The organism is Streptococcus oralis (genome assembly GCF_016127915.1).
GTDB lineage: Bacteria > Bacillota > Bacilli > Lactobacillales > Streptococcaceae > Streptococcus > Streptococcus oralis_BO.
In genome coordinates, this window is record NZ_CP066059.1 from 478,699 (window position 1) to 492,834 (window position 14,136).

Below are 14,136 nucleotides of genomic sequence, written 5' to 3' on the forward strand. Positions count from 1 at the left end.
TTTAACAATTATTGATCACGATCGTAATAGATCTCGTGAGCTTTCAAGCGAGAATTGAGCAATTCAGGAACAGTCACAAAGGTATATCCTTCACCCTTTAAATACTCAATAACACTTGGTAGAGAATTAACAGAAGGACCATGGATATCATGCATAAGAATGATAGAACCATTGCGAACTTGGTGCTGAATCTCTGTCAAAATAGCAGCTTCATTCTTACTCTTCCAGTCCAAACTATCCACATCCCACATGATAAAGCTTAAGTCAAGGCCGTTTCGAATATCATCAGTGATGGCACCATAAGGTGGGCGCATCAGTTTAGAGCTTGATCCTAAAACTTGAGTTAGCAAATCTTCTGTATCGGTGATTTGCTTTTTAGCATCTTCGAGGGATAATTTAGAAAGGACAGGATGATCCCAGCTATGATTTCCCACAACATGGCCTTCTGATTTCATTCGTTTCAGAAGATTTTCATTACCTGAAATGTTTTTTCCAAGTACAAAGAAGGTTGCCTTTACACCGTACTTAGCCAAGGTATCCAAGGCTTGTGGAGTTGTAGTCGGATTTGGACCATCGTCAAAGGTCAAGGCTACAACCTTTTTATTTTTCTTTGCAAAGTAAGCTTGGTAGAGTTCAGCATCCTTTTCTAATAGATAAGAGGACTCAATGACATCAAAGAAACTGGATATTGGTAAAGCAATTTCCTCAACAGTCTCTCCAGGGTTAGCAGGATAAAGGATAATTTGACTATCTTTATAATCAAAACTCCAAGATGCCAAATCCTGATCTGTGAAGTTTTTGACAACCTGATCAATTTTTGTCTGGTCAAGTTTCTTATCTTCTAGAGTTGTTTTGATTTGACTCAGCAAGAGTTCCTTAGCCTTGCTTGCATCCTTGAAGAGTTTACTGAGGTTAAAATCTTTCCCATCTTCGGTCAAGAAAATTTTCCCTAAGGAGGTCTTTTCTTTTTCTTCAACCTTTGATGCAGACAAATCGTAGATTTGCTTGCTGATATTACGAGCAACAACTCCCTTTAAGACAGGATCCAACTGCTCAGTATAATAAAAGACCAAATCCTCTTTATCTTCCAGCTTTTCTTTGATATCCTGGTTGATTTTTTCTCTAACAGACGCAATGACTTCCTCTCCTTGCAGAGGGTAGTAGGCAATCACCTCAGCTTGACCTTTTCGGAAATGGTCCTTCTGACTACCTGAGTTGAATTGCTGGTCCTTTTCGCTTTTTAGCGCTTCAATTTTTTGTTCGTAAGATTGCTTTTGTAACAGCTTATAACCAATAGCACTCCCTAATAGAATCGTAGCAATTCCTAAGATTCCAACAAGGGAAAGCAATAGCCTTCTCGTTTTATCGTGAGAAACACGTTTCGCTCTATTTTTTTTCATATTTCCATCATATCAAATCAAGGCTATTATTTCAATGATAAACAGGGATTCTGTCTTCTTTTTAGGGAAATAAAAAAGCTTAGAAATCTCTAAGCTTCTATTTTAAAAACGAATCGCTTCACGTGTTTTTTCATATGAAGTTACAAAACGGTTTGTAACCCCTGGTTCAGCAACTTCCAATGCTTGTGAAATTTTTTCAAATGATGCCTGGTAGTCAAACTCTTTTTCAAAAATTTCAAGCGCTTCGTTAAAGGCCTCTTGGATACGCTCATCGAATGAACGGTAACGGTTTGAGTATTGCAAGAGTTGCTCCGTCAAGGTCGCATATTGAACGATATCATAGGTTTCTGTTTCAAGTGCTTCCATATCATTTGTTGCAATTTCAAGAACGCGTTTAACCGATTCAATATTGACTTGTGGTTGTTCTAACTCTGCCATCAAATCTTCAGTGTTATGACTTGCAGTAAAGAAAAGTTTCAAGAAACTTTGAGGGATTCCTGGCAAGTTTCTCTTCTCCATGTAACGTTTGATCGTATGCAAACGGTTCACATAGACATTTGCTCTTTGGCGAGCATTGAGGTCGTCTTTTTCGATTTGCGCAAGTCGTTCGCTAACAGAGATTTGCTCATCCTCAATATCCTTGAGGTTGCTTTGAAGCATTTCCAACTGTTCTTCAAGAGCAGAGTAGGCTTGTGTTGACTCACCTTGATCCTCTGTCACTTCCATGATTGCCTTATCAAGTGCAGCCAATTCTGCTTGAAGACGACGAACATGATTGCCATCACTTTCAGGAAGAAGGTAGGTTTTAGTCAAGCGTTCAAGGTCTTGAACAAGCACCTGATTATTTTCTTTCAAATGATTGAGATAAGTTGGTAATGTCGAAAGAAGACTTTCAACCACTTTTTGAGCTGCAATTTCACGAGTGAAGATATTGTAAAGTGCGTTGATTTCTTCTTGAATACGATTATTTTCATACTCTGCATTGTCCAATTCCAACTGACGAATATTTTCTTGATTATTTTTCAAAGATTCATGCAAAAGTTGGAAACGAGACTCGATATCTGTTTCTGTAAAATGATAGTTGGCATCCAACAGCTTGCGATAGCCTTCTTCCAAATCTGCTAATTGGTCTGGCAGTTCTTTTGTCAAGGCTTCAACAAGAGCTGGAATTCGCTCAACGATGTGTGTTAAAGCAAGAATATGATTTTCTGTTGAATCAAGAATTGCTGCCGCTTCAACTGGGTCACCTGATGAGTTCAAGGTAACGAATTGAGAGAATTCAGATTGGATGTTTTCCAATTGCTTCTCAATCTCAGGAAGGGCCTTACCATATTTCTCCGAATCTTCTGCAACGGTATGTTGAAGGGATTCAAACAAGTCCAAGGCATGAAGGACACGGCCACTATTCTTAGATTCTTGCTTTTCAAGTTCTGAGAGAGCATTACGAATAGCAGCAATGTCTTCTTCAATCAAGCCGATTTGGCTCTCAATTTGATCAAGTTTGTGTGTTGCCTTAAAGAAACGGAAAGAATTGTTGTAGCTTTCAGCTTCAAAGAGGTGATTTTCAATATCAGCAAATGAGTTCAGAGATAAATCAACCCATTTTTGGTTCCATTCACGGAAGGTTACCTGACTTTGACCAATCAAGTGCATATTTTTAACGGCTTCAACCTCATCATTTACAGGAAGGTTGTAGAGTTCTTCTTTTCTTTCTTCAAGGGCCGTTAATCTGCTTACATTACGCTTACGTAAAAAGATGGCTATTACATAAGCTAAGATCAGAATGACTGCAATCGCAACCATTAGATAAATTAGTTGTCCATTAGACATATCAAACTCCTTTTATACTAGAAACAATCGTAATGATTATATCATATTTTTTAAACCAAGGGAACTATTTCCCACAATTTTTAGACGTCAAGTGTACTATAAACCGCGTTTTCTTCGATAAATTCGCGACGAGGTTCTACTCGATCTCCCATCAACATATCAAAGATTTTATCTGCTTCGGCAGCATCATCTACCGAAACACGCGCCATCAAGCGATGTTCAGGATCCATGGTTGTTTCCCACAATTGGTGGTCATCCATTTCTCCCAAACCTTTATAACGTTGGATGGTTGGTTTTGAACGCCCTTCACTATGAAGTGCTAAGGCTTCTTGGAGTTTAATTTCTTGATCTGCACCTGGTTGAATGTATTCTTTGATCTCACTTCCAACTTTAACCCCATAAATCGGTGGTTGGGCAATATAAACATAACCAGCTTCTAGGATTGGTTTCATGTAACGGTAAATCAAGGTTAGCAAGAGAGTTCGAATGTGGGCTCCATCAACATCGGCATCGGTCATCAAAACGAGTTTTTGGTAACGAGCCTTAGTAACATCAAATTCTGCACCAAATCCTGTTCCCATGGCTGTGAAAAGGCTCCGAATTTCTTCGTTGGAAAGAATTTTATCCATGCTAGCCTTTTCAACGTTCAAAATTTTACCACGAATTGGTAAGATAGCTTGGAACTCACGGTTACGACCAGATTTAGCTGATCCACCAGCCGAGTCTCCTTCGACGATGAAGAGTTCGGTTTCAGCAGGATTATTTGAAGAACAGTCTGCTAGTTTTCCTGGAAGATTGGAAATTTCCAAACCAGATTTCTTGCGAGTGACTTCACGCGCACGCTTGGCAGCCACACGAGCCTTGGCAGCCAAAATTCCTTTTTCCACGATACGCTTGGCAATCTGTGGATTTTCCATGAGAAAATCAGAGAAGGCATCGCTGAAGAGGCGATTGGTAATCTTGACTACTTCGCTATTGCCCAGTTTGGTCTTGGTTTGTCCTTCAAACTGCGGATTTGGATGCTTAACAGAGATAACTGCAGTCAATCCTTCACGGACATCTTCCCCTGTTAGGTTGTCTTCATTGTCTTTTAGTAGCTTATTTTTGCGAGCATAATCATTGATAACACGTGTCAGTGCTGTACGGAAACCTTGCTCATGCGTACCACCTTCATGGGTGTGAATGTTATTGGCGAAACTCATGACGTTTTCGTGGTAACCAGTTGTGTACTGCATAGCTACTTCAACTGTGATATCATCCATCTCACCGTCTGTGTAGATTGGTGTATCAAAGATCACATCCTTGTTCTCGTTGATATATTCAACATAGCTAGCAATCCCGCCCTCATAGTGATAATGTTTAGTCTGTTCGAGACCTTCACGCTTATCTGTGATGGAGATTCGAAGACCTCGGTTCAAAAAGGCTAGTTCTTGAATACGTTTGTTTAATTTTTCAAAATCAAAGGTCGTTGTTTCTGTAAAAATCTCTGGATCCGGTGTGAAGTGAACTGTTGTTCCAGTTTTATCTGTATCTCCAACGACCTCAAGATCAGCAACTACATGACCACGACGGTATTCTTGGTAATGAATCTTACCGTTTTTGTGGACATGAACATCTAGTTGAGTTGAAAGAGCGTTTACTACTGATGAACCTACACCGTGCAATCCACCTGAAACCTTGTATCCGCCACCGCCGAATTTCCCTCCAGCGTGAAGGACTGTAAAGACGGTCTCAACAGCGGGACGTCCTGTCTTTTCCTGAATATCAACAGGAATTCCACGCCCATCATCCACAACGGTGATGGAGTTATCTGGCTCTATAAAGACTTGGATGTGACTGGCAAATCCAGCTAGAGCCTCGTCAATTGAGTTATCAACGATTTCCCATACTAGATGGTGAAGGCCTTCTTTTGAAGTCGATCCAATATACATACCTGGACGCATACGAACAGCTTCAAGTCCCTCCAAAACTTGAATTTGACTGGCATCATAATCCTGTGCCTGTTGATTTTTGATTTCTTCTGTCATTTTTTCCCTTTTCTTACATGTCTATTGCTTGTCTCAATGTCGCAACGTTATTAAAAAGATAAGCATCTAAGCCAGCAGCTTTACCTGCTTCTACATCAATATTTCTATCACCAATGACCAAACCAGATGTAATATGATATTTATCACGTAAATAAATCATGGACTCAGGATCTGGTTTTCGTTTAAAGCCAGAACTGGCAGTCACCACCTCGGTGAAGTAGTTCGCTATCTGGGTCTTAGCAAGAAGTTCTAGCACTTGGTCATTTCGATGAGAAACCAAGAAATGGCGACCACCCTTGTCCGAAATGTCTTTGAGTAATTCTGGAATTCCCTCAAACAAAACTGGATGCTCTAGCTCACGCGCTTCATTTTCTTTGTAGTTCTCTAAAAACCCCTCGATATCTGGTGCAAACTTCTCGATGGCAAAAGCTGTCGAAACCTTCAAGGCTTCGTAGACACAGTCGTGTTCTTGATCTATTCCGTATTGGGCTAAGGTTTCTACAAAGGCTGCTGTAGAAGTCTCATAATTATCCAATAGGGTACCACCTAAATCCCATATATAGTCGTGATATTTCATACCCTTCATTATACCATTTTTTTATGAAAAAAGCGATGATTTCCTAGATTTTTCGGCTCTATAATTTATATAGAGAGTAAAACACTATTGCATCTATGGAGCCTTTTTGTGAAGAAAAGCTCCTCTGTGAATGATCAAGCAAAATCTTTCTTATCTCAAATGTACAAATTAAAAAAATAGAAACTACTAACAACCGCGACATTGTTCTCAAACGAAACGCTTTGGGATTTCAAAACTTTAAAAATAGAATCCTCATTGCTTTGAATATCACAAGAGAGCAGAAAAAGATTATTCCAATATGGAATCTCTTGTTAATTCATCACAGTTTCCAATGATTCCTTCCTTCTTTTCAATTATAATTTATTTTTCAAACATACAAAAAACGATAACGTCCATTTAAGGAGTTATCGTTTTTGTATATCATTAGCTAAAGTTTAATTTTTATTGAGCTAAATTCGCTTAGTTTCTTCCGAAGTTTTGACCTCTGCCATCGCGGTCAAAATACATCCAACTTCCATCTTCAAGTTGAATCCATTTGCTTCGAGCCATATCTCCTGAATTGGCATCGAAATATCGACTAACCCCATTCACATCAACAACTTTTCCTTTGACTTGCTTGCCGTCTTGCGTGAAATAGAGAGTCTGTTGACCAACCTGCTGCAAGCCTGTCACTGCTTTTCCAGCTTGGTCAAAATAGTACCACTCATTTTGGGAACCTTCGACAAACTTGTTGGTTGCCATCTCTCCTGAGTTAGCATCAAAGTAACGGATACTCTTATCTGAAAGTGTCACGATTTTACCCTTGACTTGCTTGCCATCTTGGTCGAAGTAAAGTGTTTGTTTGCCAATCTTTTGAAGGCCTGTCACTGCTTTTCCAGTTTGGTCAAAGTAATACCATTCGTTCTTGGCACCTTCTGCAAACTTGCCGACTGCCATTTCTCCTGAGTTGGCATCAAAGTAACGGATGGATTTATCAGCCAAAGTTACTACTTTACCCTTGACTTGCTTACCATCTTGGTCAAAGTAAAGTGTTTGTTTGCCAATCTTTTGAAGACCTGTTACTGCTTTACCAGTTTGGTCAAAGTAATACCATTCGTTCTTGGCACCTTCTGCAAACTTGCCGACTGCCATTTCCCCTGAGTTGGCATCAAAGTAACGGATACTCTTATCTGAAAGTGTCACGATTTTACCCTTGACTTGCTTGCCATCTTGGTCAAAGTAAAGTGTTTGTTGACCAATCTTTTGAAGACCTGTCACAGCAACTCCATCTGCTCCGAAATAGTACCAATCACTTGGGTTATCACCCTGAGCAAAACGATTAATAACAGCATTTCCTGAATCCTTGTCAAAGTAACGAAGTTTGCCATCCTTAGCACTCACAATCTTGCCCTTAACCTGATAGCCGTTTTCATCAAAGAATTGCTGTCCATCTCCTATCTTGACAAGACCTCGAGCCATAATGCCCTTGGCATCAAAGTAACGCCAGTTTTCACCATCAGTAGTGTAGTAACGGTTGAGAACTTGGGCACCAGTTTGATCATAGTAGTACTGATTACCTTTTTTATCTTCACGGATAGAATCACGAAGTTGAATACCATTCTTCAAGAAATAAACGCGCTTGCCATCAATTTCATGAGCACCTGTTACAAGATAGCCTCGTTTATCGAAGTAATACCAATTTCCATTTTCATCTTGGATAAAGGAATTTTTAGCTTGATAACCACTAGTTGAATAGAACTTAGTACCATTAGCATCACTAACAAATCCTGTGTAAGCATTCTTATTAACTAATTGCTTAGGCAATACTATCTCGCCATTTTTGTTAGTGAGATAGTCGTTGCTAGCCCAGTCTTTAAGAACATAGTAAGCACCACGACCTAAGATATTGGTACCATTAAAGTACTTAGCCGACCACTTGGTAATCTTCTCATCTGTTGTCATCTTTTGACCATTGGAAATCTGTACTCGTTCAAAGATCTCTGGATATTTAGCTTTAAGCTCATCCAAGTAGGCTCCACCGTACTTACCTTGGAAATCAGTCCCATTGGTCTTACTATTAGCTACATAGAGTTTTTCCTTGATTTCTGCACCTTCACGGTAGGTTCCATAGTTGTTGACACGTGTTGCTGTTACTACTTCCTTACCTGGTAGGTTATAGATTTGGTCTGGTACCCAGTCCGCAATGGCTTGGATATTGACACTGTGAAGCGCACGAAGAGCATTGAGCAAATCTTTTAAAGAACCATATTTATTGTTCTTGCTCATGGCCATATCGTAGCGGTCTTCAAAGGCATAACCATTCTGAATGATAGAATCTAAGAAAGTACCGTCTTGGCTAGATACATACTGAGGTGGTAGCTCAAATGAAGTTACTCCCCATTCCTTGAAGAGGTTGACATTTTTAGCAATGACTTTATTGGTATATTGGTCATCGCGGGTTGCAAAGTCTTGGAAGTTAGAGAAGCCTTCGTAAATCAACTGAGAATCAAGAGCTGCGCTAGATTCGTAAACTTGACCACTAGCATTTTTCTTCTTGCTTGCTGTTGTACGAGCATCCTGATCTGCCTTAGCGCCAACTGGTACCCAAACAGCCAGATATCCAGAAACCTGTACATTGCTGTAGCCTGCAATATCATTCATATCAAAGGTTAAAATACCATTATCATCTGTCTTCTTCCAGAGCGATTGCGGCACTTCTTCGTCAGTTAGATAGCGGGAAATACCATCTTTGGTCGTCAAAAGCACAGGGCGATAGTATTGATTCTTATGGGCTGCTCCCATATTGACTTGCAGTTTATCCCATACATTTAACTTGAGGTTAGGGTTGTTTGAAGCAATAACTGCCATCCCTTGAGTACGAGTTTCTGCTGTTCCTTCATCTGTTGCTTCATTGGCACCAGTACCATAGCGGACAGAAGTCAAAATACCATTGTAAGACCATTTATCAGCCTCACGAGGTACACCCATATAAGTGACTTTCATGTCTTGTCCACCTGCTACATACTTAATACGAGCACGCAGCAAGGCATCAATAGCATCGTGGTAAGGAGATTTTTTCTCCATGTATTGACCATCATCGGTATAGAGGTCACCATAGTAGATCCGAGTGATAGAGTCTTTATTGGAGAGCATGAGAGCATGAGCAGTTGGGATGTTGAACTGCGTATACTTCTTGTCTGCCTTGCGCATATCTTCGTTGTAGATCTTGAAGGCTTGCTTGAGTTCATCCATGGTAAAGGTCAAACCATCCGTATTTGGATTGATATTTTCCCGGATGATGTCGGCAATAACGGTTTGTACTTCACTGTCATGAGCCCGCACAAAGATATAGTTAGCCATTCGTTCGCCATTTTTCTTTTCAGAAGAACGGTCATTTAGACTATTTGTAATCGTAGGCTCTACTCCGCTACGGATAGATAGATTACGCATGAATGAATAAAGCAAGGACAAGCGTAGCTTGTTGTCAATTGCTAGTTGAGCACCTTTAGTATCTTTGTTGTAGTCAGGATCGTTATCAGACCAAGCTTCCAAGATAGACAAATGCTTAATGGCTTCTTCTTCACTTTCTCCCACCTTGTAGCGAGACTTGAAGTAGTCAGATGCGATTTGGAGCAAGTCTGCGTTGACATTGTCCACCGCATCGACACGAACTCCATCAAAATTAGCAGTCGGATCATTGGCTACAATGCTTCCAAAGTTCATCATAAAATGCAACCAGTTGAGTTGTTCGGCCTGAACAGCTGGATTAGAGTTGTCAAAGTCGTTAGCGAGCAAGAACTCATAACCACCGTTTGACTTGTCAATAAAGTACTTAGGTGTCCCTGTTTGACTAGTAGGGGTACGGTTAAGCAAACGGAATTTAGAGTTAGCATGTGAGCTCTTCTCATTATTGGTATAAAGCAAAGCTCCACCCTGCAAGTGGTCCTTTTTAGTACCAGTTGTTTCAGACTCTGACTTGATATTCCAGTTTGGCTGGGTTTTGACAAAGGCACCCATCAGCGTTCTCAACCATTTGGTATCGCCTTCTTTACCAATTTTTTCCTCAATTTTGCGCTGAACCTGCTGAGAAGCACCTGTCAGGAGAGCTTGTTCTACTTTGTTTTCAAAAGCACCTGCTCCCAGACCTTGCTGGTTCATATAGTTGAGGTAATTAATCTGAGTACGTTTATCAGGCCACCAAGCCATCAAAAGAGGACGTAAGTCTGTTTCTGTCGATGCCGTCCATGTTTTTCCATCTTTTAAGATGAACTTTGGACGATACCAGCTATCTGCTGTCAAATAACCGTCTACAGTTTCAATATCCTTGTCAGTCGTACCATAGAAAGCATTCTTTTGGGAGAATTCATTATTGAGACTGCTGGTTCCTTGTTGGAACTGATATTCATTTGAATCAACTAAGGCACCCGTTTCTGCATCAAAATAAAGTATTCTCCCATTAAGTTCAACTGCAAAATTCTTTTTAACTGTACCATCGTCCTGAACATAGTAATTTTTACCATCAATGGTCTTGATGTGAGATAGGACATTATCATCGTGGTCAGCATTTACAGGTGCAGGTTGAGCCTGATCTGCCACCATTCTTTCAGCTACTGCTCCTTGTTTTTGAGCAGGTTCGGGAAAGCGATCTTTCTTTGCAACCTTTGGATTTGCAACAATCTTGTCTGCAACAGCCGTTTTTTCTCGTTTGTTGTCATCTTGCTCTTGGGCAGTTGTTGGCCTTGCTTGTTTATCCTGGTCTGCTACTTCTGTTTTAGGAGTTTCTGTGATTGCATTAGCAGCTTTAACTTCTTCAGCAACAGCAGCCTTTTCTGTAGATGCTTCTTTCGTACCTGCTGGTTTAGCAGGCTCTTGAGCATTGGTTTGAACTGTTGCTTCTGTATTTTCTGCTGGTTTAGCAAACTTATCACTAGCAGCAGCATCGCCTGTCACCTTGTCTGCAGGGGTTGCTTTTTCTGCTTCTTGCTCAGATGCTATTTTAGCTTGGGCTGGAGTTTGCTGACCCGGACCACTAGTCTGAGCTGTAGCAGGTTCTTGAACTACAACCTGCTTTACATCATCCGCATGGACAACGCCTGGTTCTAGACCAAGTACCTTTGGTGCTACAATAAGGGCCAAGGTAGTCAAAGCAATGGCTACCCAGTTTTTCTTAACTTTATGCATCTTATAATGAATCTTTTTCTCCATCATAAAGCCTCCTTCTGAATTTAGTATAAAGTTATGCCCTTATTCTAGTATATTTTTCAAAATGATCATTTTTTGTTGCACATCTACAACTATGAAAGGCAAATTCTTTCAAACTGTTCTTTAAGCTTTTGGGCAACACCAAAGGAATCTAAAAATTCAAAAAAAGATAGGCATTGCTCGATGTCACTGAGAGCATTAGTATTCCCAACCTTGTAGGCATACAGAGCCCTATGATACTTAATCAGCGTTCGATCATATAGATCTGTTTCAGGAATTTTAGAGTGATCAAGATAATTGAGAAACCTCATAGCAACTAGCAGATGGTTTCCTTCTATACAGACGCTAATGACATTAAGTAGCATCTTGATAATACGGCGGCGATTTTCCGGTAGGTTGTTATAAAACTGGGTACGATTGATCATCTCACTAGCGAAGGTTTCCAACGTTTCCAAGGCCATCAAATCAACGCTGTTTGTAAAGAGCCAGAGTTCATAACGTCCCCACTCCTCAACAGAAAAGAGATGATCCGTCAGAAATTCTATATCCTTCTTGCTAATCTGAAAATCTGAGCAACAGGAAGACAGAAGGGCTCTGACAATGATCGTATTGAGTTTATAGTTCTTCTTCTCAGGAAACTGTTCGGTCAAAGCTTCTGAGCTTGACAAAATATTTTGGAGCTTGACAACATTGTTTTCCTGATATGCATCAGCTACTTTTTTTGAGAACAGCACATCATCTGAATCAATGTAATTATGGTAAACATACTGAAACTCCTCTAGGGAAACGGCCATATTTTTTAAACAGAAATAAAAAGAATCAAGTGTGATCCCATTGACTCCCCGTTCAAAACGGGATAGCTGAGCCACGGAAATATCACCAGCAGCTACCTCTTTCAGGGACATTTTTTTTGATTCTCTAATGACTTTGAATATTTTTCCGAAAGTTTCCAACATATCACTCCCCCAGTTTCGTATATGCAAAAAATTCTTACTAATTTTAATATACTAGTAACACGTTTCAATTATATTACAGAGAAAGTACTTTATATTTCAAATTAATACAAGCAGATTAATTCGCATGATAAGACCGTTTAATATAGCATTTATTGAATATTATATCTTTTTCATGAATCTATTGATTTCAGTAACAATCTGAAGTATTCTATCTAACAACTTGAAAACACTAACATTTCTAGAGATAGATTTCCTTCTTATACTAGACGAAGCTTGATTGATTTATAAAAGTTTGATATAAAATCGCAAGACAATCATATGAAACATTTTTTAGAAAGGGAGTCAATAAAAAAAACGAGAGCCGAACTCTCGTCTTACAGTTGATTTCCAAAGACATCTCGATAGAGCATGCCGTCTCGTAAACTTTCGGCGTCTCCTCCTAATTGCTCTACGAGCTTATAGGCAAAGGCAAGTGCGGTTGACGGTCCTCGGCTAGTTGTTAGATTGCCATCTACAACCACTGTTTGCTTTTGATAAATTCCGTCAGTAATTTGCTCCTTAACTCCGTCATAACAAGTAAAGTGCTTGTCTTTCAGGACACCTGCTTGTTGAAGAGCGATTGGGGCTGCACAGATGGCAGCAATATTCTTTCCTGCTTGGTCAAAGGCTTTAATCTGTGAAATGAGGCTCTGATTATCTCGTAGGTGAGCTGATCCTGGCATACCACCTGGAAGAACTACCAAGTCATAGTCGGACAAATTGCCATCAAAAACATAATCGGCTTTTACCTGAATGCCATGCGATCCTGTCACCTGCTCTTCAAATCCTACCATATCACATGAAATGTTTGCTCGACGCAAGACATCAACTACTGTCAAGGCTTCGATTTCTTCAAAACCCTGGGCTAAGATAACTGCTACTTTTGCCATAGTGGCCTCCTTATTTGATTTGTTTTAGGACGACTTTCTTTCGTTTGAACGGAACTTTTCCACTTTTCTCTTCTGCTAGATTGGTCTGGTAACTCATAGACAAGAGGAGACCGACACCGATGAGGTTACTAATAATAGCGGAGCCCCCTTGAGAAATAAATGGTAGAGGAATCCCTGTCAAAGGAAGTAAGCCTGTCACGGCACCGATATTTTCAAAGATATGGAAGAGCAACATCATGATAAAACCAGTCGAGATATAGGTGTAGAACTGGTTGTTTGACTTAAGTGTAATCTTCAACATCCGATAAATAAGAAGCAAGTACAGGGCAACTACAAAGACTGAACCAATGAAGCCAAAGTCTTCAGCAATTACGGTGAAAATCATATCGCTCTCGCGTACTGGAATGAGGAGATTGGACACATTGAAACCTTGTCCAAACAAGCCACCACTTCCAATCGCAATTTGTCCCTGCGCCTGTTGGTAAGTCGTTGTTTGCGCAAAGTCAAAGGGATTGAGCCAAGCCAAAATGCGGTTAATCTGGTATGTTGGCATCCCAATCTGATGCAAGAAGGCGCGTCCATCCTTGCTTATAAAGATGGCCATGAAGCCTACAACTGCCGTCACTCCTGTCGCAAAAACTGGAATGATAATCTTCCACGAAACACCTGAAAGGAGAACCATACCAGAAAAAATAGCTACGAAGACCAAGGCAGTCCCTAGGTCACTTTGTAGGGCTAAGAGGATCAAGACTGGGATGGTAAAGGCGATCATCCAACCAATCAATAGGAAATCCAAGGGAATAGTTCGTCGCCATTCCTTGTGTTTTTGAGTGAATCTTACAATGGCTCGAGCCAACATCAAGATATAGGAAATCTTCATGAATTCCGATGGCTGAAAAAGTGTCGTTCCACCAATCGATACCCAGTTCTTGGCACCTGTTGACGCTACAAGATTTGGATTGTAGAAAACAAGAGGTAGGACCATCAAAGCTAGCCCTAGACCATAAAGATAGGGAGTCACCTTCCATAAAAACTCGGTATTAAAGAACATGACCACAAAACCAATGACAAGTCCCAAGGCAATCCAAGCGATTTGCTGACCTAGAATTGGTAATACATTGTTTGGATAGTCATGACTAACTGCTATATAAATGGCCACTACTCCAATCACCAGTAAACAAAACACTGGTAGGAGGAGGCTATAATCGACTCGAGAGTCGAAGGAACGTTTCATAT

At 40.3% G+C, this 14,136-nt stretch carries 8 protein-coding genes; all 8 read right to left on the minus strand.

Annotation, left to right across the window (positions count from 1 at the left end; all coding sequences use genetic code 11):
• Nucleotides 1-8 precede the first annotated feature (8 nt).
• Nucleotides 9-1,400, minus strand: a complete 1,392-nt coding sequence (pgdA, locus tag I6H78_RS02325) for a peptidoglycan-N-acetylglucosamine deacetylase PgdA (RefSeq protein ID WP_198459818.1) — start codon at nucleotides 1,398-1,400, stop codon at nucleotides 9-11.
• Nucleotides 1,401-1,502: 102 nt separating this feature from the next.
• Nucleotides 1,503-3,230, minus strand: a complete 1,728-nt coding sequence (ezrA, locus tag I6H78_RS02330; protein ID WP_198459819.1) for a septation ring formation regulator EzrA — start codon at nucleotides 3,228-3,230, stop codon at nucleotides 1,503-1,505.
• A gap of 80 nt (nucleotides 3,231-3,310) precedes the next feature.
• Complete coding sequence (gyrB, locus tag I6H78_RS02335; RefSeq protein ID WP_198459820.1) at nucleotides 3,311-5,257, minus strand: DNA topoisomerase (ATP-hydrolyzing) subunit B; 1,947 nt, start codon at nucleotides 5,255-5,257, stop codon at nucleotides 3,311-3,313.
• A 13-nt stretch (nucleotides 5,258-5,270) separates the two neighbouring features.
• Nucleotides 5,271-5,834, minus strand: coding sequence for an HAD-IA family hydrolase (locus I6H78_RS02340; RefSeq protein ID WP_308300764.1), 564 nt, complete (start codon nucleotides 5,832-5,834; stop codon nucleotides 5,271-5,273).
• Between the two features lie 459 nt (nucleotides 5,835-6,293).
• Entirely contained in the window at nucleotides 6,294-11,021 is a 4,728-nt protein-coding gene (locus I6H78_RS02345) for a glycoside hydrolase family 70 protein (RefSeq protein WP_198459821.1), read from the minus strand.
• Between the two features lie 86 nt (nucleotides 11,022-11,107).
• Nucleotides 11,108-11,971: a helix-turn-helix domain-containing protein gene (locus tag I6H78_RS02350; RefSeq protein WP_198459822.1), complete on the minus strand. Its 864-nt coding sequence runs from the start codon at nucleotides 11,969-11,971 to the stop codon at nucleotides 11,108-11,110.
• Nucleotides 11,972-12,345: 374 nt separating this feature from the next.
• Nucleotides 12,346-12,900: a DJ-1 family glyoxalase III gene (locus I6H78_RS02355; protein WP_198459823.1), complete on the minus strand. Its 555-nt coding sequence runs from the start codon at nucleotides 12,898-12,900 to the stop codon at nucleotides 12,346-12,348.
• A 10-nt stretch (nucleotides 12,901-12,910) separates the two neighbouring features.
• The gene (locus tag I6H78_RS02360; protein ID WP_000830413.1) at nucleotides 12,911-14,134 is read right to left on the minus strand and encodes an FtsW/RodA/SpoVE family cell cycle protein; all 1,224 of its coding nucleotides are present in this window, start codon (nucleotides 14,132-14,134) and stop codon (nucleotides 12,911-12,913) included.
• Nucleotides 14,135-14,136 lie beyond the last annotated feature (2 nt).

What these genes read in the sequence shown, in the direction of transcription:
- pgdA (WP_198459818.1), bottom strand. Translation starts at nt 1,400, where the DNA reads ATGAAAAAAAATAGAGCGAAACGTGTTTCTCACGATAAAACGAGAAGG.
- ezrA (WP_198459819.1), bottom strand. Translation starts at nt 3,230, where the DNA reads ATGTCTAATGGACAACTAATTTATCTAATGGTTGCGATTGCAGTCATT.
- gyrB (WP_198459820.1), bottom strand. Translation starts at nt 5,257, where the DNA reads ATGACAGAAGAAATCAAAAATCAACAGGCACAGGATTATGATGCCAGT.
- I6H78_RS02340 (WP_308300764.1), bottom strand. Translation starts at nt 5,834, where the DNA reads ATGAAATATCACGACTATATATGGGATTTAGGTGGTACCCTATTGGAT.
- I6H78_RS02345 (WP_198459821.1), bottom strand. Translation starts at nt 11,021, where the DNA reads ATGATGGAGAAAAAGATTCATTATAAGATGCATAAAGTTAAGAAAAAC.
- I6H78_RS02350 (WP_198459822.1), bottom strand. Translation starts at nt 11,971, where the DNA reads ATGTTGGAAACTTTCGGAAAAATATTCAAAGTCATTAGAGAATCAAAA.
- I6H78_RS02355 (WP_198459823.1), bottom strand. Translation starts at nt 12,900, where the DNA reads ATGGCAAAAGTAGCAGTTATCTTAGCCCAGGGTTTTGAAGAAATCGAA.
- I6H78_RS02360 (WP_000830413.1), bottom strand. Translation starts at nt 14,134, where the DNA reads ATGAAACGTTCCTTCGACTCTCGAGTCGATTATAGCCTCCTCCTACCA.